This window comes from Methylomarinum vadi (assembly GCF_000733935.1).
Lineage (GTDB): Bacteria > Pseudomonadota > Gammaproteobacteria > Methylococcales > Methylomonadaceae > Methylomarinum > Methylomarinum vadi.
On the sequence record NZ_JPON01000001.1, the window covers coordinates 1,605,193 to 1,625,106 of the forward strand.

At 52.9% G+C, this 19,914-nt stretch carries 24 protein-coding genes; 10 read left to right on the forward strand and 14 right to left on the reverse strand.

Annotation, left to right across the window (positions count from 1 at the left end):
- The first annotated feature begins 14 nt into the window (after positions 1–14).
- Genes aat through efpL form a run of 3 tightly spaced genes read left to right on the forward strand, consistent with a single transcriptional unit; the run spans position 15 to position 2,030 of the window.
- Positions 15–710, forward strand: a complete 696-nt coding sequence (aat, locus tag EP25_RS0108135) for a leucyl/phenylalanyl-tRNA--protein transferase (protein WP_031433408.1) — start codon at positions 15–17, stop codon at positions 708–710.
- The gene (locus EP25_RS0108140; RefSeq protein WP_031433409.1) at positions 707–1,408 is read left to right on the forward strand and encodes an arginyltransferase; all 702 of its coding nucleotides are present in this window, start codon (positions 707–709) and stop codon (positions 1,406–1,408) included. Before aat ends, EP25_RS0108140 begins: the two co-directional genes overlap by 4 nt.
- Positions 1,409–1,463: 55 nt before the next feature.
- Positions 1,464–2,030 (forward strand): elongation factor P-like protein EfpL, encoded by a 567-nt coding sequence (gene efpL / locus EP25_RS0108145; RefSeq protein ID WP_031433410.1) that lies wholly within the window; start codon positions 1,464–1,466, stop codon positions 2,028–2,030.
- A gap of 171 nt (positions 2,031–2,201) precedes the next feature.
- On the opposite strand, the gene EP25_RS0108150 is transcribed toward efpL, so the two are convergent.
- From EP25_RS0108150 to EP25_RS0108175, 6 genes are all read right to left on the reverse strand, one after another.
- Positions 2,202–2,597, reverse strand: coding sequence for a hypothetical protein (locus EP25_RS0108150; RefSeq protein ID WP_031433411.1), 396 nt, complete (start codon positions 2,595–2,597; stop codon positions 2,202–2,204).
- Between the two features lie 100 nt (positions 2,598–2,697).
- Positions 2,698–2,904 (reverse strand): SlyX family protein, encoded by a 207-nt coding sequence (locus tag EP25_RS0108155; RefSeq protein ID WP_031433412.1) that lies wholly within the window; start codon positions 2,902–2,904, stop codon positions 2,698–2,700.
- Positions 2,901–3,410: a heavy-metal-associated domain-containing protein gene (locus tag EP25_RS0108160; protein WP_031433413.1), complete on the reverse strand. Its 510-nt coding sequence runs from the start codon at positions 3,408–3,410 to the stop codon at positions 2,901–2,903. Before EP25_RS0108160 ends, EP25_RS0108155 begins: the two co-directional genes overlap by 4 nt.
- 93 nt (positions 3,411–3,503) lie before the next feature.
- Positions 3,504–4,838 (reverse strand): hypothetical protein, encoded by a 1,335-nt coding sequence (locus tag EP25_RS0108165; protein ID WP_031433414.1) that lies wholly within the window; start codon positions 4,836–4,838, stop codon positions 3,504–3,506.
- A 201-nt stretch (positions 4,839–5,039) separates the two neighbouring features.
- Positions 5,040–5,360 carry a hypothetical protein gene (locus EP25_RS0108170; RefSeq protein ID WP_031433415.1) on the reverse strand — a complete coding sequence of 107 codons (321 nt, stop codon included), beginning with the start codon at positions 5,358–5,360 and terminating at the stop codon, positions 5,040–5,042.
- An 18-nt stretch (positions 5,361–5,378) separates the two neighbouring features.
- Positions 5,379–6,278: a hypothetical protein gene (locus tag EP25_RS0108175; RefSeq protein ID WP_031433416.1), complete on the reverse strand. Its 900-nt coding sequence runs from the start codon at positions 6,276–6,278 to the stop codon at positions 5,379–5,381.
- Between the two features lie 355 nt (positions 6,279–6,633).
- Here EP25_RS0108175 and EP25_RS0108180 point away from each other — a divergent pair, with 355 nt between their 5' ends.
- Positions 6,634–6,999 (forward strand): DUF6164 family protein, encoded by a 366-nt coding sequence (locus EP25_RS0108180; protein ID WP_031433417.1) that lies wholly within the window; start codon positions 6,634–6,636, stop codon positions 6,997–6,999.
- A 3-nt stretch (positions 7,000–7,002) separates the two neighbouring features.
- Here the strand turns inward: EP25_RS0108180 and EP25_RS0108185 are convergent, their stop codons facing one another.
- Entirely contained in the window at positions 7,003–7,656 is a 654-nt protein-coding gene (locus tag EP25_RS0108185; RefSeq protein ID WP_031433418.1) for an SOS response-associated peptidase, read from the reverse strand.
- Positions 7,657–7,674: 18 nt separating this feature from the next.
- Complete coding sequence (locus EP25_RS0108190; protein WP_031433419.1) at positions 7,675–8,259, reverse strand: hypothetical protein; 585 nt, start codon at positions 8,257–8,259, stop codon at positions 7,675–7,677.
- A 94-nt stretch (positions 8,260–8,353) separates the two neighbouring features.
- On the opposite strand from EP25_RS0108190, the gene EP25_RS0108195 reads away from it, so the two are divergent.
- Positions 8,354–8,575 carry a hypothetical protein gene (locus EP25_RS0108195; RefSeq protein WP_152555621.1) on the forward strand — a complete coding sequence of 74 codons (222 nt, stop codon included), beginning with the start codon at positions 8,354–8,356 and terminating at the stop codon, positions 8,573–8,575.
- 64 nt (positions 8,576–8,639) lie between these two features.
- A complete protein-coding gene (locus EP25_RS0108200; RefSeq protein WP_235185866.1) occupies positions 8,640–8,906 on the forward strand; it encodes a hypothetical protein in 267 nt (88 codons plus the stop codon).
- A 33-nt stretch (positions 8,907–8,939) separates the two neighbouring features.
- Here the strand turns inward: EP25_RS0108200 and EP25_RS0108205 are convergent, their stop codons facing one another.
- Genes EP25_RS0108205 through EP25_RS0108225 form a run of 5 tightly spaced genes read right to left on the reverse strand, consistent with a single transcriptional unit; the run spans position 8,940 to position 14,858 of the window.
- Complete coding sequence (locus EP25_RS0108205) at positions 8,940–10,634, reverse strand: AMP-binding protein (protein ID WP_200875020.1); 1,695 nt, start codon at positions 10,632–10,634, stop codon at positions 8,940–8,942.
- Between the two features lie 2 nt (positions 10,635–10,636).
- On the reverse strand, positions 10,637–11,557 hold the full coding sequence (locus tag EP25_RS0108210) for a thiamine pyrophosphate-dependent enzyme (protein ID WP_031433423.1): 921 nt from the start codon (positions 11,555–11,557) through the stop codon (positions 10,637–10,639).
- Positions 11,554–12,804: a pyruvate synthase gene (locus EP25_RS0108215; RefSeq protein WP_031433424.1), complete on the reverse strand. Its 1,251-nt coding sequence runs from the start codon at positions 12,802–12,804 to the stop codon at positions 11,554–11,556. The genes EP25_RS0108210 and EP25_RS0108215 overlap by 4 nt, the downstream gene beginning before the upstream one ends.
- On the reverse strand, positions 12,801–13,709 hold the full coding sequence (locus EP25_RS0108220; RefSeq protein ID WP_031433425.1) for a 2-oxoacid:acceptor oxidoreductase family protein: 909 nt from the start codon (positions 13,707–13,709) through the stop codon (positions 12,801–12,803). Before EP25_RS0108220 ends, EP25_RS0108215 begins: the two co-directional genes overlap by 4 nt.
- 15 nt (positions 13,710–13,724) lie before the next feature.
- A complete protein-coding gene (locus tag EP25_RS0108225; protein ID WP_031433426.1) occupies positions 13,725–14,858 on the reverse strand; it encodes a Glu/Leu/Phe/Val family dehydrogenase in 1,134 nt (377 codons plus the stop codon).
- 167 nt (positions 14,859–15,025) lie between these two features.
- Between EP25_RS0108225 and EP25_RS0108230 the strand changes: the two genes are divergently transcribed.
- Positions 15,026–15,928 carry a DMT family transporter gene (locus EP25_RS0108230; RefSeq protein WP_235185867.1) on the forward strand — a complete coding sequence of 301 codons (903 nt, stop codon included), beginning with the start codon at positions 15,026–15,028 and terminating at the stop codon, positions 15,926–15,928.
- A gap of 24 nt (positions 15,929–15,952) precedes the next feature.
- Here EP25_RS0108230 and galU read toward each other — a convergent pair whose 3' ends face one another.
- A complete protein-coding gene (galU, locus tag EP25_RS0108235) occupies positions 15,953–16,834 on the reverse strand; it encodes a UTP--glucose-1-phosphate uridylyltransferase GalU (protein WP_031433428.1) in 882 nt (293 codons plus the stop codon).
- A gap of 170 nt (positions 16,835–17,004) precedes the next feature.
- Between galU and EP25_RS0108240 the strand changes: the two genes are divergently transcribed.
- The 3 genes from EP25_RS0108240 (at position 17,005) to EP25_RS0108250 (ending at position 19,910) form a co-directional block, all read left to right on the forward strand.
- A complete protein-coding gene (locus tag EP25_RS0108240; RefSeq protein WP_031433429.1) occupies positions 17,005–18,132 on the forward strand; it encodes an aminotransferase class V-fold PLP-dependent enzyme in 1,128 nt (375 codons plus the stop codon).
- A gap of 88 nt (positions 18,133–18,220) precedes the next feature.
- Positions 18,221–18,682, forward strand: coding sequence for a substrate-binding domain-containing protein (locus tag EP25_RS0108245; RefSeq protein WP_031433430.1), 462 nt, complete (start codon positions 18,221–18,223; stop codon positions 18,680–18,682).
- Position 18,683: 1 nt separating this feature from the next.
- On the forward strand, positions 18,684–19,910 hold the full coding sequence (locus tag EP25_RS0108250; RefSeq protein WP_036300362.1) for a hypothetical protein: 1,227 nt from the start codon (positions 18,684–18,686) through the stop codon (positions 19,908–19,910).
- The last annotated feature ends 4 nt before the right edge of the window (positions 19,911–19,914 follow it).

A 19,914-nucleotide genomic window follows, 5' to 3' on the forward strand; every position in this document is an offset into this window, starting at 1 on the left:
TCCCTGTCACCGACATGAATCTGACCGTTCTCGACCCACTTAGACCGGAACAGCCTTTTCCCAGCCCGGAAAAGGCCTTGCGCGAACCGGACGGCCTGCTTGCGATCGGTGGCTGCCTTTCTTCCCGGCGCATCGTCAACGCTTATCGCCATGGCATTTTCCCCTGGTTCAGTCCGGGTGAACCGATCCTATGGTGGTCCCCTGATCCGCGTTTGGTGTTATTTCCCGAGCAATTAAAGGTTTCCCGCAGCCTCAGAAAAACACTGAGGAAGAATATTTTCCAACTCAGTTTCGACCAAGCCTTTTCTGCGGTCGTCGATGCCTGCGCCGCCCCGCGCGAGCGTCAAAGCGGCACTTGGATCACCGAGGAAATGAAACAGGCCTACAACCAGTTACATAGACAAGGCATTGCCCATTCGATCGAGGCGTGGCGTGATGGAGAGCTGGTTGGTGGCCTCTATGGGTTGGCCATCGGCAGGGTGTTCTTCGGGGAGTCGATGTTCCACCGCCAAACCGACGCATCCAAAGTGGTCTTCGTACACCTGGTGAACAATCTGATCGCCTGGGATTACCGGCTGATCGACTGCCAAGTCCATACCGAGCACTTGGTCAGCCTGGGAGCCATTGAGATTGCACGGTTGGACTTTCTCCAACACCTACGCCGGCTGTGTAACCGGGCACCGGCCGAACAGGCTTGGCAAACGACATGATCTCCGTTCCACTACTGCTAACGGGTCAGCACGAATGCAGTTATTTACCCGGACAAACGGCGCAAACGGCTTTTGTTCATCCTTCTTTTCCGCTCAACGTCGAAATTTATTCGCGCCTGATCGAACAAGGTTTCAGGCGTAGCGGCAACGATGTCTACAGTCCCCACTGTCAGCACTGCAAAGCCTGCATTCCGGTCAGGATTCCGGTTCGTTTGTTCAACGCCAATCGACGGCAGAAACGTTGTCTGAAGAAAAATCAATCGGCAACCGCCATCGTCAAACCCGCCGCTTTCGATCAACGCCATTACGACCTGTATTTGCGTTATCAACACCAGCGCCATGCCGGCGGCAGCATGGCCGATTCCAGTCCCGAGGAATATATCACTTTTCTCGGCAGCGCTTGGTGCGACACCCTCTTCGTCGAATTTCACCTGGATGGCAAGCTGGCAGCGGTCGCCATTGCCGACCTATTGGATAAGGCCCTGTCTGCCGTCTATACCTTTTTCGATCCTGAGCTGGCTTCCCATAGCCTCGGCACCTACGCCGTATTGTGGCAAATCGAGCATGCCAAACAGCTCGGCCTGGATTATTTATATCTGGGATATTGGATAAAACAATGCCGCAAAATGAGTTACAAAGACCAATACTGGCCGCTTTACGGGTTTATCGATCAACAATGGCGCGGAATCAATATATAATTCCTCGGCACGACACATTTAACTTTTTTTCCAACAACGAATTGAGGACATTACCTTGCCAAAAGCCAGCGAACTCAAACAAGGATCGGCCGTTGAGATCAACGGCGAACCCTATGCCGTGAAAACCATCGAGGTCCGCAACCCGACTTCCCGCGGCGCGTCGACGCTCTATAAAATTCGCTTCGCCCACATGAAAACCAAGCAAAAACTGGATGAAACCTTTAAGGGCGACGATTTTCTCAAGGAGGCGGACTGTTCCCGGGTGATGGTGCAGTATTCTTATCAGGACGGAGAGGAATACCATTTCATGAACTCGGAAACCTACGACCAATACAGCCTGAACGCCGCCGATTTGGAAGGCCAAATAGCCTATCTGACCGAAGGCCTGGAAGGCATCGTCATGTTGTTATTGGACGACTCCGCCCTGGGCATAGAGCTTCCCACCACAATCACGATGGAAATCGTCGAAACGCCGCCGGCGATGAAAGGCGCCAGCGCCACGAATCGCACCAAGCCGGCCAAACTGAATACCGGACTGGAGATTCAAGTTCCTGAATATATCCAAACCGGGGAAATCATCAAGGTCAATAGCGACACCGGAAAGTTTATGTCCCGCGCGTAGCTACTCATTAATGAATGAAAATTAATGTAGACCGCCATTTGGTGGCATGCGACAAAAAGCGCCATCGCGTTCCACCTGGTTAAGTCGAACTCGCTGGCGCTCACCATGATCCACGACAACGGAATAACCCAACTGATGAACTCAAATAGCTCCAGCTTAGCTTGAGACGCGTCAGGCCGCAGCCAAGCGCCGTTGCTGCAAACCGTAGCGGGCGATCGAAGCGATCTCCTCATCGACATCGTGAACAAATTGCTCCAGGTCGTGGCCGCGCTTAACAACGATGAAGCGGACAAAATCGTTCTTGTCGTTCTTCAAAATATCGAGCAGACGCTCGTCGTCGCAATATTGAGCCACCGTCGCCCTGACCCGCCAATTTTCATCATGAACCAACTGCTCATGACCCACTTTCTTCCGAGCCACCGCGCGCCTGACCAAAGCCGAGCGATCGTTGACCAGGGCGCGCAAGGCGAAACATAAATCGACCGCTTCCAAGCGGACATATTCTTGCTTTTCCTTAACAATATCCCGCTCACTATAAATTTTTCCGTCTATCGCTATCGTATTCATTTGCTCATGTTCCGTGTCAATCAAGAATAATTAACAGTCTAGCTTAGAAAGGCTCCATAACTTATTAATTTATAACAAATGTGAATGAGTTCACCTTCATTTAATAATGCGGCGGAATTTCATGCACCGGATTTTTTTTCGGCTCCGCTACTGCCAGCGCGTTGATTTTATCGTGCAACAGTTTGCAGGTTTCTTCCAACTTATCAATCTGCGTTTGTTGCTTGGCGACAATGGAATTTAACGTGTCGACCAATTCTTCTTGATAAGCCAGTTTGATTTCCAATTCGATAATTCTTTCTTCGCTCATCGTTCTTCGCCGATATGTTTATATCCCAATTTTTCGATACGCTCGATCACCTGCTCTCTGCTGAGGGAACCAAAAACCCTGACCAACTTGCTATCCAAATCAGCGCTGGCATCGACGACCTGTTCGTCTTTTTTTAACGCCATTTCGATCAACAAAGCACATGCCGGACAGCTCATGCCGCCGACCCGTAATTCGATTTCTTCGGGATTGCCGGGCAACTGCTTTTTGTCGATCGCGGAGGATTTTTTCGCCACGTTGCCCAAGATATTATCCATGGCCAGAAGCAACTGTTCCCGCGACAAGGATTCGGCGGCAAATTTGATGTCGATTTCGCCGCTCTTCACGGTGATCAACAACTCTTGGATCTCCGGCCTTTTGTTCAATAATATTTGAAATATATAGGCGCGTTCCGGTTCGCCTTGCAAGGCGGGCGCAATCACTTTTACCCTGTTTTCCCAGGTTTTGACTAGTCGGAAGTTTTTGTATTCAATCGATTCGCTCGTCATAACGATCAGAGATTGCCCGCAAAACCTGCCAAGGCATCCAGAAAATTAATCTCCCATGGTACCAAATTGAACGCTCATCGACAAAATGCTTGCTCATCGCTGGGTTGATAACAAAATCAACATGCGGATGAAATCCGTCAGATCATCCCCAAAAATATCGTTATGTCCATCCATGACATCGCTATGCACCAAGATGTTCAAATAAGGATTATGCAGTTCGGTCTTGCCTAAATGGGTGAGTTCGGTGTTACCGTAGCGCATCGCCTTGCCCTCCTTCTGTTGCCGCCACAAAGCCGCTAATTCCTGCGGCCTTGGTTTGGCAACCTCGCGTTGCGCTTTAGCCTTGCTCAATTCATGCGTTAACAGGGGAGAAAAATGCCCCACCGTGTTGCGATCGGCTTCGCCTTCATCCATGATTAATTTGCGCTTGCCGCCGCATTCCTCGCGTTCGATGGTGTTATGCGTTTCCCACAACGTGGAAAAAACCCTACCGGCCCAGAAAGCGTATTTAGTAGCGTAATCGGTTTCCGATGTCAGTATGGCCAAGCGCGGCCGCTTGGAAAACGGATAGCTGCAACGCGATTGCGCCAAGTCATACAACGGCGCAAATTGCGTGGCTTCGAACGCCGGATTGAGCAAGACCACGAGATCGCCAAAGCCTTCCACCGCTCCCACATAGCTTTTGCCGATTTTACTGTTGACGAAACGACTGGCCAGAATCTGCGAAGCGGCATTGTAAACCACCGCCCCGCCAAAACTGTGGCCGATGATAACCAACCGGCTGGACGATTGTTGCAAACTGTTATCACCCGCATCCGTAAGCCCAGGTTTTTTTTCATCTTCGATCCGCTGAGTTTTTTTAACGTGGGTAACTTGCTCTAGACGCAACAATAACTCGCTAATGCCCAAATAACCGACATCCTCGGCGGTGTTTTTCCGATCCCAAAAGGTCACATAGCGCAGCCCGGGGAAATCGATCGATTCGCCTTGCCAGCCGACATAGATTCCGATTACCTTACGCGGTTCGTCTTTTGCATATTCGTGTTCGATCTGGCTGAGCTTGGCCAGAGTCTCCTTGAAACCCTCGATATTGCTATCGCCCGGCGCGGCATTATGATGCCAGCCATGAACAAACACATTGATCAACACATCGTCGTCGGAAGACATTCGGTACACGCTGTCCATCAATGCGTTCATTTGCAGGCGGTCCCGTAACTGCCCCTGATCGTCGATTTCGACAAAACCCAGCAAAAATTCCTGGTCGCTGCCGGCATGATGAAGCTGGATGGAATGACTATCGCAGGGATTGTTATCGGTGATCGTGCAACTGGCGTAATCGCTGCGATAAATGATGTTCGGCGCGCAGCCGGCCAATAAAGTTGAACATAAAACCACGAGCCCAATGTAGGCTTTGCCCGGAAAAGTCATACTGTTAACCTCCACCGTTTCAGTCTTCGAACCGGATCAACACAAAACGTAAAAAAATGAATGCGGCGCTATTCCACCACCGTCTCAACTATACTTATCGCACTTCAATTTTCGGCAATGTCTAAGGAGGCGCCGAATTTTGATTTACGACAGGTGTAAGCATGGCTCGGCAACGGCGGCAACTCGACACGAAAGGCTCGATCAGCCGACTAATTTGACAACCTTTTCCGCCACGGCAATAGCCTGGGCCGCGCGATAAATCACCTTGGCCACATTCTGCAAATTGTTCTTTTCCTGTTTCAGTTCCTGGGTGATTCCTTCCAAAGTGGTTTTCGCTTCCGTCAATTCATCATTCCCTTCACCGGCCCGAGCGTCGTCGATTTTCCGCCATAGACTGGTCAATGCCATGATTTGATTATTAATCGCCGCCCGGTCTATCTTGTCCTGCGTCTGCTCCCGAATCGAGCCGAGGTCCAGAATTAAAGTCGATAATAAATCGAGAATTTCTTCAGTTGAAACCATGATGAGTTGCTCCTAAATTTAAGGGATATCGGAAATACTGTTGTAAAGGTCGCGCGCATCGCCGGCAAACTCGACGAGAACTTTGGCGTCCTTCTTCAAACCGGTTTCGCCGATGGCCTTATGCGCGGCAAGGCAACTGTTGGCGGTTTTTTGTAATTTTTCCAGAAAACGGCGGGAGGGCAATTCGGACAATTTTTCCGCTAGTTCATCCTCCACCAATTGCCCTGCCGCCATCGCCAATAAGGATTTCTGCGAGTCCGCCAAACCGGCCGACCGATAATCATGCTGGAAGCTGTTGAACCACTTTTCCCGGTTCACATTGGCGCTCAGCCGGGCGAGCGAAAACCTGACCTGCTGCCGTTCGATATCCCTCAACATCGTATAGACAATAGTTTCCACATGCGGCTGGGCTTTTTTCACCTTTTCGAGGATAACGGAACGGGTCTTAACCTTGCTGTACAAACCCGCCAGTTGGGTAAAAGCCTGAGCCAGCGCCGATTCATCCACACTGGAACTACTATCCAACTCATGACTGAGACTCACCAGATTGCGGCTTAACTTGCCGGATGATTCGGCAATCTCTTCCTCATCGTCGTACTCGGCAATTTCCCGCAAACTCTCGGCATAGCTCGCCAACGCCGCGACCGCCGCCCTGTTTCTGCGCGCTTCGGCGATTAGGTTTTCCCCTCGACTGCTGGCATTCACCCAAGCTGATTCATCGGCCGGAACCGTCTCGCCGAGATCGACGACCAAACCGGCCAGTTTCCTGTCCGTTTCCAATTCTGACCGGTAAAATTCAGCCGAAGCAATGGATAGTTTTTCCGTGCCGTCGGCAAATTTGCCGACGGCATCGAGATTGACACAACCGCTTAATAAAGCCGGCAACGATAAATATAAAATAAATTTCAGCTGTCTCATGATCCGCTCCCTTAATACAAAACCCTGCCCACAACAAATTTCGACGCTTAACCTTTTCTCCCTCGTAAGAAGCCGGGATGAAGCAATATCATTCCGAAACTGGCAACGCGAAAACTTAATCGATTCGATAACAAGCAAGTTTTAACCCCAAGGCTCATCCTGGCACAAAAGCGGATAATCCGCCAGAAATATACTGCTTGAATTCGTGTTTTCAAGCACGCTAACAAAAAACGAACAAACTGGAAAAACAATGCCCGGCATAACCGCTAATATTTCCGGACTTAGCATGACGGCTGCACAACGAGGTCGTGAATAAGGTATTATCTTCGGCTTTTATGCAATGACAGCTTATTCTATGGCAACTCTGCTTTTCCCGTTACGGGGCGTACCGGAAGACGAGGCCGAGGAAGTACGCGAATTACTCGACGCACACAATATCGATTTTTACGAAACCTCGGCAGGCAATTGGGGCATTTCGATGCCTGCTCTGTGGCTCAGGAACGACGACGACCTGACCACGGCTAAACGATTGTTGGAAACGTATCAACAAAAACGCTATTCCGAGCAACGGGCGATTTATGAGCGATTGAAACGGCAAGGAAAAAACAAACGCCTGATCGATGGCGTTCGGAAACAGCCATTGCAGTTTTTGCTGTATATCGGCCTCATCATTCTAATCGTCTATGTTTCGATCAAGCTAGTGTTCGAGCTTGGGCTGTAGGCGTTAGGTCAGACAATCGGCATCGTCGTGGGCCGGGTTGTTGACCCAATCGCTAACAGGCTTGGCGACGAAATCCTCATAGGCGTCATCAAGCAATAGGCTATTCAATTCGTCGATAGGGGTTTGCTTATCCAGCCAAAGCGGGTACTGGCCGGAATTCACCACCACCGGCATACGCTCGTGTATCGACTGCATCAAGGCATTGGCCGCCGTTGTGAGAATCGTGCAGGAATAAACGGTTTCCGCGCCCTTTTCCCAATGTTCCCATAATCCGGCGAAAGCGAACACACTAAGGTCTTCGCGGCAGATATGGTAAGCCTGTTTGCCGCGATCGGTTTTGTGCCATTCATAAAAACCGGTGGCCGGAATCAGGCACCGCCGTTGCCGGAAGGCTGCCCTGAATGCCGGCTTTTCGGCAGCCGTTTCAGCGCGGGCATTGATCATGCGAGCACCGATCTTACGGTCCTTGGACCAGGACGGAATCAGCCCCCACCATAAATTGACCGCCTTATGGCTGCCGTCTCCCAATCGCACGACGGTGAGGATTTTTTGCCCTGGCGCGATATTGTAACTGGTTCGATAAGGGCGTTGCCGTTGTAATTGAAAATGCTCGCTCAGCCGGTCGGGCCCGGCCAACAAGTTGAATCGTCCGCACATCGGTCCAGGTGTTTGCGATCATTCTTCATGGGACATGTCGCAACCATTCAGATAAAAATAAAAAGAGTCCTGCAACGGCACTAAATCGATCATCAGGGTTGTGTTGGCTTCAAACTCGACGATGGCATCGGCAATCGCGGCGTCGAACAAATCGGTCAATTTTCCCGCCAATCGACGTTGCGCATCTTCCTCATCCAATGCAAACGGGTCATCGGCAAATTCCAGCTCTTTGACTGCCTGTTCCAAAGCCAGCATGGAAAACTGCTCGATAACCTGTTCATAATCGGCAAATACTTTTTCTCCCTTTTCTTGCTTGATGCGTTCGATATCATCCGGATCCGCATACAACATGAACATGCCCACGACACCCTGATCTTCATTCTTACAAGCGCCGCCCTCCATCATGCGGACCAATTTCAACGTCTTGCCTTCCTTGTCGCGATACAAAAACGGCGCCGGCAACGCAGTCGTCACCGTCGCTTGTTCCTCCATGTCATCACCAATAGCCGGCTGTTCGTTATGCACTGGCCGTATCGGTTGCGAAGAACAGGAAAATAAAAGGGGTAAAGCCGCGATAACGGTAACTAAGACTGATTTTTTCATAGGGGCCGATTGATTATGTAATGACTTGCATTGTAACCAAATTCAGCTCAAACTCGGCAAAATAAATTCGTTTATAATCGCACCAGGAGAAACCATGACGACCGAAAACAACCAACTGGCCGATAAAGTCGTGACCGCCTTTAAAAACGTGTTGAGCGATGAAGCGAGGGATGCAATTTCCGACAAAGAGTTCCACGAACTTAACCTCATCGTCCGCGAAGCGCTATCGCAACACTTATCGATGGCGGCCGAACTGGTGGAAGACACCGCCAAACGGCTGAAAAGCATGACGGATCATCAGGATATTGGTTTATAAAGTACGCTTTAAGCAAACCATAGATGAGTTACTCTATAATTATTGTTTCAAGCCCTTGTTCTCTGTGATTGCCAAACCCGATCCTATCCAGTCGTTCTTAATGGTATGCAAGGAACTCAATACTTTTTGCAGCCAGAACGGCTGGATTATCGACGACTCGATTCATTACGAAATTCTAATACGCCAACCCGGCCGTCTTTTGATTTATTTCACATTTCTGGAAAGCATCATGGAAGGCTCCGGCTGTCAGGCCGACCAGAAATCGTGCTATGGCCGGTTATGGCTTAAACTCGATGAACGCGGCGAAGTGGCTGCCGCCGAGATTGATTGATAACAGCAATATAAAAAGTATTTTGGATTAAGGCTAATCTGATTTCCCGGCCAATTCCTGCTGCATCATCTCGCGCATCTTATATTTCTGCATCTTGCCGGTCACCGTCATCGGAAAGCCGTCAACGAAACGAATGTAGCGGGGAATCTTGAAATGGCTCAGTTGCCCCTCACAAAAGGAGCGGATCTCGTTCTCATCGCAGCATTGCCCTTCCCGTAATTGCAGCCAGGCCGCGACCTCTTCGCCATAGTAATCGTCGGGCACGCCAAAGACCGCGGCCGCGGCGACTTTCGGATGGGTATAAAGCAAGTCCTCGATCTCGCGCGGATAAATATTCTCGCCGCCGCGTATAATCATTTCCTTCAAGCGCCCGGTGATACTGACATAGCCCTCCCCGTCCATAACCCCGACATCGCCAGAATGCAGCCAGCCCCGGTCGTCGATGGCCTCGCGGGTCGCTGGTTCATTGTCGTGATAACCGCGCATGATGTGATAGCCGCGAAAACAAATCTCGCCGGCCTCGCCTATCGCCACCGTCTTGCCGGTCGAAATATCGACGATCTTGACTTCCTGATGCGGCAAATTGCGGCCGACGGTGTGGGTGCGGCAATACGGGCTGTCGTCGATGGCGGTCAGGTGCGTCAACGGCGAGGCTTCGGTTTCGCCGTAACCGATCAGGATCTCTTGGCAATGCAAATCTTGCATGACCCGGCGCAATAGTTCCGGTGGACACGGCGCGCCGGCCATGATGCCGGTGCGTAGCGAATCGAGACGATGACGGGGAAAATCGGCATGATCCAGCTCGGCGATAAACATGGTCGGCACACCGTGCAGCCCGCTGCAGCGTTCCTGCTCGATGGCCTGCAGAACCAGGCCGGCGTCGAAATGCTCGCAGGCGATCACCGCGCAGGCACCGACCGAGAAACACAGCAGATTGGCCAGCACCATGCCGAAACAATGATAAAACGGCACGGGGATGCACAGCCTGTCCTGTTCCGAGAATCGCATCGCCTGGGCGGAAAACCAGGCATTGTTGAGGATATTGTGATGCGTCAGTTCGACGGCCTTGGGAAAACCGGTGGTGCCCGAGGTGTATTGGATATTGATCGGATCGTCGATATCTAGAGCCGCGCCGGCCTGCTCGAGTTGCTTTGTCGACACATCGCCGGCGGCGGTCAATAAATCCGACCACCGTGAGAAACCTGCGGACGGGGCCTTCCGCAACGGCATCAGGGGATCGAACAAAATCACGCGTTTCAAATTAGGCAAACGTTTACTGTCGATGATAGCGGAAGATTGCTGCAATTCCGGCAGCAATTCGACCAGCATCTCGACGTAATCGCTCTTCCTGAAAGCGGGAATGCACACCAGGCATTGCACTTGTGATTGTTGCAACGCAAATTCCAGCTCATGAATGCGATAAGCCGGATTGATGTTGACCAGAATCGCGCCGATGCGCGCCGTGGCCAGTTGCAACAAGATCCACTCCACATTATTGGTCGACCAGATGCCGATGCGGTTGCCGCGGGAATAGCCGAAGGCGAGCAGGCCTCGAGCGACGAGATCGACCTGTTCGCCTAATTCGCGATAAGTCAGGCGCTGTTGCTGTGGCAGGCTGACGACCGCTTCGCGGTCGGAATATCGTTCGGCAATCGCGGCGAAATGCTCCGGGATCGTCGCGCCGAGCAGCGGCGTTTCGCCGCCGCGATGGCAATAACTTTTCGTCATTGTCATTCCGGTTCTACTTTGTCCCAGTAATCATCGACCCGGTTTTGGATTTCCTGCAGCAATGCCTCGTTGCGTTGCGGCCTGAACAAGTGGGCGAAGCGTTGCTGCTTTTGCAGATAGTCTTCGACCGGCAGACGCTCCCGAGGAATTTTATTATGCACGACCCGACCGTCGACATACTCCTTGAGCGGCCAGATGCCGGTCTTCACAGCCAAATGGCCTATCGCCGAGCTGTCGGCCGGATCGAAGCCCCAGCCGGTTGGACAAGGGGCCAAGGCCAACAGCAGCCGCGGCCCCTTGATTTGTTTCGCTTTTTCGACCTTGCGCGCCAGATCGAGCGGTTCGCTACCGATTACGGTGGCGACATAGGCCGGTTTGTTCGCCACCCATAACGAGAACAGGTCTTTCTTGAAGCCAGGATAGCCGGCCGCGCCCTCGCTGGTCGCCGTCTTCGCCCCATGCGGCGTGGCGCTGGAGAATTGCTGGCCGGTATTGCCGTAACCTTCGTTGTCGTAGCAGATATAGAGAAAATCGAGATTGCGGTCGATCGCGCCGGATGTCGCCGATACCCCCATGCCGTAGGCCGAACCGTCACCGGTCAGCACCACGGCGGAAAGATCCTCTTCGGCCGGGATACGTTGCTTGGCCAACAGGATATCGAGCGCGTCGCGCACCCCTTGCGCGCCGGCCGGCGCCGATCCCATCGCCGAATACAACCAGGAGCCGCTAAACGGCGTGAACGGATAGACCGACAACAGGGTCATGCAACCGGCGGCATTGATGAAAACGGTCTTGTCGCCGAACACGTCGTAGATCTGATGCAAGGCCTGCATTCCGCCGCAACCCGCGCAGGCGGCCGTGCCGGCGCCGAGCAGATGGGTCGACGGCAGATCCTTCATGCGCCGGTAAATCGTTTCGCTCATGTCGGCTGCTCCTTGGACTCGTGTCGTTCGTAAACGGCTATGGCCTGCAATTTCTTGAATTCTCTGAACTCGGTCTGCGTATAGAGCAGACGCGGCGCCGGCGTTTGCCCGCTGATCGCCGCATCCTGAAGGATTTCGGCGATATGGAAGAATTCCTCCTGGGATATGTCGCGCCCGCCCAGACCGCCGATGAAACTGGCGACGATGGCTGGCATATCGCTTTGGCCATACAAGACCGAGGTCAGTTCGGCATGCAACACGCCGCCCTTGCCCAGCGACAGATTCTGATCGATCACCGCCACCGCTTTTTTGCCGCGGCAGATGTCCCTGATGCGCCATTCCGGCAACGGCCTGAACAAGCGCGGCCGCAACAGGCCAATTTTGACGCCCGCTTTGCGCAGTTGCAGCACCGCATGTTTGGCCTTAGTGGCGAAACAGCCCATCATCACGAACAAATAGTCGGCATTATCGGTCAGGAAAGCTTCGACCACGCCGTGATAGCGGCCGAAGCGTTGCTCGAACTCGCCCGCGATTTCATCGTAGGCATTCAAGGCCTGCTGCATGGCCAGATGGCATTCGTAACGAAAATAGGAATACGGCGAACCGCCGAGCACCGCGACGGCCTGGCTTTCCGGCATGCCGGCGCGAAAGCCGAGCCCGCCCATGTCGAAGTCGCCGACGAAGGCCCTGGCCTGTTTGGGGTCGGGCAACTGCACCGGCTCGCGGGTGAAGGACAGATAGAAACCGTCCTGGTTGACAATGATCGGCAGCCTGACCTGGCTATGTTCGGCCAGGCGATAGGCGATCAACACACTGTCCAATACCTCTTGGCAGGTGCTGCAATGCAACTGCAGGAACCCGCTGTCGCGCGCCGCCAGCACGTCGTTATGGTCCGGCTCCAGCGTGATCGGCGCACTCAGTCCACGCGAAACATTGACCAGCACGAACGGCACCCGCCAGCCAGCCACCGTGTAGATCATTTCCATCGCGTGCAACAAGCCCTGGCTGGAAGTCGCCGTGAATACCCTGACCCCCGTCGCGGCGGCAGCCCCGGCTGCGGTCACCATCGAATGCTCCGATTCCAGCACCGTCATGCGCCCCTGCATCGAACCGTCGTCGAACCAGGCGGCCAGCGTTTCGATGATTTCGGTCTGCGGCGTGATCGGAAAGGCCGGCACATAATCGACCGCGGCCAGCCGCGCACCCCAGGCCGCGGCGGCGTTACCTGTCATCAACTGGCGGGTCATGACTTTTCCTCCTGTTGCGCTTCCGCCTCGGGAATGCTTTCGATGGCATGGGCCGGACATTGCGCGACGCAGATCATGCAACCCTTGCAATGTTCATAATCGATCACCGGCCGGTTATCGATGATATTGATCGCGCTGTCCGGACAACTGCTGCTGCACACCCACCAGCATTGATTGCAGCGCTCGGCATCAATGACCGGGCGGCGCGTTCGCCACAAGCCGGTGCGGACCTTGACGCTAGTTTGCGGCCTATGGATCACCGGCGCCGACAGCTCCGCCGTTTCCAGCGGCAGATCGATCCAATCGGGCTTAACATAATCCTCCGCGTCAGCGCCCTCGCGCTGCGGTACGATGCCGCGGTCGGCTGCGAATAACGTGTAGGCCTCCAACGCGGCGGCAATATTCTTATCGATCAGCGCCTGTTCCCGTCCGGTCAGTTCCTGTCTGATCGCCTCGCCAAGCTGTTCGGCTTCGATCACGCCGCATAAGCTGGCGGCGGCGCCGGCGCAGGCAGCGCTCGCCAAAGGCAGATCGCTGGTCGGCGGCGGCAGCAATTTGATCGGGCCGTTGATATTTAACCGTTGCCGCCAGGTCGCTTCCGTTTCCCGAGTCACCAGCAACAGTACCGTGTTTTCGCTAAGACCCCTCATGACGCCGGCGGACGCTATCGGCACCAGGCTGTCATCTGCGACGACGACCAAACCGGGATCGCGAATGATACCGCGGGAGAGAATCTGTTGTTTATCGGCCCGAACATAGGCCGTCATCGGCGCGCCGCGCCGTTCTGCGCCGTAACGCGGCGCGTCCTGAACCTCGTAGCCGGCCAGGAAAAAGGCGTTGCCGAGCATATGGCCGGCCGTCTTCATGCCCTGCCCGCCGCGACCGTGAAAGCGAATCGTGAACATGGAACGGCACCCGCCTCAGAGGAAATGGGGAGCGGTGGAAAACAACGACCAGCGCCGCAGCGCCATCGCCTTCTTGACCCGGTCGGTGGCCATCTTGACCGCCGCCTCGCGGGGTTGAATGCCATCGTTAGCGGAGATTTCCAATACCTTGCGGGTATTTCCGGCAACCTTCTCGGCGATGGTCGTCATGGCCGCATGCTCCGTCGCCCCCTTGTATTCCATCGCCGCGCAGATCACCCCGCCGGCGTTGGCGATGAAATCCGGCACGCACAACACGCCATGTTCGTATAAATACTTTTCCGCCCCTTCGGTAACGGGAATATTGGCGCCCTGCACGATCAGTTTGGTCCTCATCTGTTGCACATTGCCTTCATGGATCACATCGGGCCGTGCGGCCGGAATCCAGATATCGCAATCGATGGCGATAATCGCATCCCGTTCCAATGTTTTGCCGCCGCTGAAGTCAGCGACGCTTTTTCCCAACTTTTTCAATTCGAACAAGGCCTCGATATCCAAACCCTGTTGATTGTAAACGGTTCCCCGGCTATCGTTGACGGCGACAATCCTGGCACCCTTGTCATGCAAATAGCGCGCACTGTGCTTCCCGACCGAACCGAACCCCTGGATCGCTACCCGCGCTTCAGTCAGATCGAAGTCCAAATGCTGCAAGGCCACTTCGGTGGCGTGCATCAAGCCCCAGCCGGTCGCGCCGAGCTGATCGAGCGGAATGCCGCCCAATTCCTCCGGCAGTCCCACCGACCGACCGATTTCGTCCCTGACCCAGGCCATGCATTCTTCGTTGGTCCCCATGTCGGGGCCGAAAATATAATCTTCCTCGTTGCGCAACGAATCGGCGGCGGCGCGTACGATTTGCTGTTTTTGCTGTAGCGGCATTTTCGGATCGCCGTAAATGACCATCTTGCCGCCGCCGTGCGGCAGATCCGCCGCGGCATTTTTCAACGTCATCGCCCGAGCCAGGCGAAAGCATTCATTGGCGCTGACATCGGGCGCGATGCGCAGACCGCCGATCGACGGCCCGCGGGCGACGTTGTCGATCACCAGTATCCCTTTCAAGCCGATGGCCGGTTCATAAACATGAATTATTTTCGCCGGTCCCAACTCATCAGCAAATCCAAACATATTATCCATCCAAGATTCTCCTGAAATATGCGCTTTTATTTTCGAGTGTACTCCCGATGCCCCGGCAGAGCAATTACCCTGCGTTGTTCGTACCGGGGGGCGGCGCTCCTACCTATTCGTCTATACCTTCCCCTATCGGTTATAATCGCGGATTTTTTTAGCCGAAAGCGCCGACCTTGAACAATATTCGCATTCTCCTCTCCTACCTCTGCGTTACCCTGCTGTGGGCCACGACACCGCTGGCCATTAAATGGAGCGCCGAAGGCGCGGGATTTATTGCCGGCGCCGCTTTGCGCATGGCGATCGGGACTTTATGCGTATTTCTCATGCTGATATTTTCGCGCCAGCGCCTGCCCTGGCATCGCTTTGCGCTGCTGACTTACCTGGGCGTCGCGGTGCAGATTTTCGGCGCGATGATGGCGGTTTATTGGTCCTCCCGTTTCATCCCCTCCGGTTGGGTTTCGGTTATATTCGGGCTGACGCCATTCATGACCGCGCTGTTGGCGGCATTTTTTCAACAGGAACAAAGTCTGGGTTGGGGGAAATTATTTTCTTACTTGCTCGGCATCGGCGGGCTGGCCTTGATGTTCAGTTCGGCCATCGATCTCAACGTCGCCGCCATTCAAGGCATGTGCGGCGTCTTGTTTGGCGCCTTTCTACATTCGCTCAGCGCCGTCTGGATCAAGCAGATCGACGCCAAATTGCCAGCCATGGTTCAGGTCGGCGGAGGCTTGTTGCTGGCGATGCCTTTGTATCTTGGCAGTTGGTATGTTTATGACGATGTGCAATTACCGTCGGATATGACGCTACGCAGCCTGATAGCCATCGTTTATTTAGGTGTGATCGCGACTAGCGTCGGCTTTGCCCTGTATTATTTCGTCCTGACCCACCTGCCGGCCACGACGGTAGCATTGATTACGATTATTGCTCCGGTTTTGGCATTATTATTGGGCTTTGCGGTCAACGACGAGGAATTGACCGCAAAGGTCGCCGCCGGCGCTTCGCTAATACTGACGGCTTTGTTGGTACATCAGTTTGTCGAACGCCGGCGGCGAAAGGAACAATTAAGAAGCGTGTAACGATTCGCTTGCCGGGCGGATCGTTTACAGTTTTTTCGACAAGTCCTTCAAGTAAGCCTCGAAATCGTCCTTCAAATCTTTATGCAACAGGGCATGTTCGACGGTGGCGATCAAATAACCTAGTTTGGAGCCACAATCGTAACGGTTACCTTCAAACTCATAGGACATGACGGTTTCATCGGCCATCAAATCGGCGATGGCATCGGTCAACTGGATCTCGCCGCCGGTGCCGCGGCCGGTATTTTCGATCTTGTTGAAAATTGCCGGGGTCAATATATAACGGCCCACGACCGCTAGGTTGGAAGGAGCATCTTCCGGGGCCGGTTTTTCGACGATGGATTGCAACCGTCCGATTCTAGTTTCGACTTCTTCCGTTTCGATAATCCCGTATTTATGGGTCTCGGCCGGATCGACCCTCTCCACCCCGAGGATACTGCGATGCTCGCGTTTGAACAGCTCCGTCATTTGCGCCATGCAGCCACGGGTCGAATCCTCGATCAAGTCATCGGCCAGGATAACCGCGAAAGGTTCATCGTTAATGACCGGTTTGGCGCAGAGTACGGCATGTCCCAGGCCCAAAGCCTCCGGCTGGCGAATGAAGACACAAGAGACATGGGACGGCAGGATGTTACGGATCATTTTCAACATTTCCGTCTTACCGGCTTGCTCTAGCTCCATCTCCAACTCATAGGACTTATCGAAATGGTCGGGAATGGCCCGTTTGTTGCGCCCGGTGATAAAGATCATCGTATCGATGCCAGCCGCTATCGCCTCTTCGACCGCATATTGAATTAAGGGCTTATCGACGATCGGAAGCATTTCTTTGGGGCTGGCCTTTGTTGCGGGCAGAAAGCGGGTCCCTAATCCGGCTACCGGAAAAACAGCTTTGGTAATTTTCTTATTCATATTTGTCAGTCCATTAAAGATTTAACAATACATGTTGTCATTGATGGGAGAGAATACTTTATGATTATGACATGATTATGTTATTGGATATCGACATCATCCGTTATTGAACCATAGCATGTACGTTATTACACGGCAAAATTCTTAAATCATTTATCCAGACATCAACCATGCAGAGACATCCAGAATTCCCACTAGAACAAGGATTGATTTACCTGAATCATGCCGCCGTCGCCCCTTGGCCCAAGCGGACCGCGCAAGCCGTGACGGCATTCGCCGAACAAAACGTCGTTCACGGTTCCCAATTCTATCCCCGATGGTTACAAAAAGAACGCGAATTACGCCAGCAGTTACAACAGTTACTGAACGCCCCCTCAACCGAGGATATTGCGCTGGTCAAAAACACGTCGGAAGCCCTATCCTTCGTCGCCTATGGCCTGCCCTGGCGAGCCGGCGACAACATCGTCAGCAGTAACGAGGAATTTCCATCCAACCGAATTCCCTGGCAATCGTTGTCCGACCAAGGGGTGGAGTTCAGGGAAGCGGATCTCAATCCCTGTACGGAACCGGAGGATGCCTTGTTCGCCCTGGTCGACCATCACACCCGTCTTATTACGATCAGCTCGATTCAATTTGCCAGCGGTCTGCGCCTCGATCTGAACAAAATCGGCGAATTTTGCAAACAACGCAATATTCTGTTTTGCATCGATGCGATACAAAGCCTCGGCTGCGTTCAATTCGACGTACAGGCCTGCCAGGCCGATTTCGTCATGGCCGATGGCCACAAATGGATGTTGGGCCCAGAGGGTCTCGGCGTTTTTTACAGCCGCCCCGAAGCGCGAGAGCGACTGCGCCTTACCCAATACGGCTGGCATATGATCGCCGATACCCACAATTACGAGAACAAACCCTGGTCCATTCACCCGACGGCGCAACGCTTCGAATGCGGCAGTCCCAATATGCTGGGCATACACGCCTGGTCGGCCAGCCTTTCCTTGTTATTGGAAACCGGCATGCAAGAAGTCGAAAAAAAAGCCCTGGAAAACGCGGCCTGTGCGCGAGAACTGATTGAACAAAGCAGTCGACTTATTTTATTATCTAGACATAACCCTGCATTGAGCTCAGCCATTATCGTTTTCCGCCATCATTCGGCGGATAACCGGACCTTATTTAGAACATTGACCGACAATAATGTTGCCTGCGCGATGAGGGGCCAAGGATTACGTTTCTCCCCCCACTTTTACAATGATTTCGAGGAAATTCACCATGCAATTGAATTGGCGCACAATGTGATTTGAATCTTAGAGAACATAGTCTAGGCTTACACAGTTTGTAATCATGGACCTATATTGCAGGGGCCAATGCCATACCGTTGAAACGACTTCAATGAATTCATCTTCAAAAGGCATCATTCTGCTGATTATCTTTCTCTTGCAGGATCTTTGTCATGCTATGGATTTCGAGCATGCGCCCGGAAAGGTAGTACCTGTCGTTAATCACGCCATCACGCAGGATGCCATCAGTAAACAGGGACTTAGCGCCATCTTTAAGATGAGATTGCATCGCTGGCAGGACGGCACCCCTATTACCGTGTTTGTACTAAGTGACGATAATCCCCTCCATAAAGCATTCTGCAAGGAAATATTAAATGTCTTTCCTCACCAGATGCGGCGAATTTGGAATCGCCTGGTGTTTAGTGGTTCCGGCCAAGCGCCGATTGAATTGAATAGCAACGAAGAAATGATCAGTAGATTAATTTCCACTCCTGGCGCGATCGGCTATCTGAGGTCCGATCAAATTGAACAAGGCTTGAAAGAATTGCGCATACAAGCGGGCGGGAAAGATTAACATGCTTTATTATCAACACGACAAAGAATATCAATTTGGCAAGGTTATCACCGGCCTTTGTTGGCTATTATGCCTAGCCTCTACCTCGCTCGCAGCAAGCGAAGCGAGCCATGGTCCGAGCCTTCCCAAGTCCATGCAAATCCATGGTTTTCTCTCCCAGGGTTTTCTGCACACTTCCGACAATAACCTATTCGGTCATAGCGATGACAATATTTCGGTCGATTTTCGAGAACTGGGCATCAATGGCTCCTGGCGCCCCTTGCCGGACTTACAACTCGCGCTGCAAGTGGTGTGGCGGAATGCCGGACAAACCGACCAGGAAGATTTACGCATCGATTATGGCGTCTTGAATTACGCCATTTTGTCATCGGAATCGACGCTGCTGGGCATCAAGGTCGGCAGAGTGCCTACCCCCTTGGGGTTGTACAACGATACCCGCGATGTTGCTTCGACCAGACCTGGCGTGTTACTCCCCCAATCGATTTATTTCGACCGAAATAGGAATATCGCCTTATCATCCGATGGCGGTTATTTTTATGCCGAGCAAAGAACGGATTATGGCGACTTCATGTTCAATATTGGAGCGTTTATTCCTCGCAATGAGGACCCCAGTTTCAAACATTCCTTGGTAGGCAGCAGTCCGGGGGATTTCGAGGGCGACGTTTCCTGGCTGACCCGTCTGAATTACGAATGGCAGGGCGGAATGGTCAGGTTGGCCGTGACTTATGGCGAATACAATGCCGACTACCACCCGGAAGCCACGAACCGACAATTTTTGCCGGGTAATTTCAGGTTCAACCCGTTAATATTTTCCGCACAATACAACGCAGAAAATTGGTCGATCACCGGAGAGTACGCGTTACGTAAAACACGCATTCACGATTTTGGTCCAGCCCTGCCCGACATGGATTACACCGGCGAAAGTTATTATGTCCAAGGCTTATACAATATCACCTCTCGAATACAAGGCCTGGTCCGTTACGATCAACTCATCTGGGACAAAAACGACAGAGATGGCCAGAAATTTGCCCGAACCTTCTCCGTTCCGGCTTATAGTCGATTTGCCAAGGACTGGACCTTTGGCCTGAGGATCAGGTTAATATCGACGCTCTTGCTCAGCGCCGAATATCACCGCATCAACGGTACCGGCTGGCTGTCCACCTTGGAAAACCGGCAGACCACCCAACATTGGGACTTATATACCCTGATGCTGTCCTATGATTTTTAATACC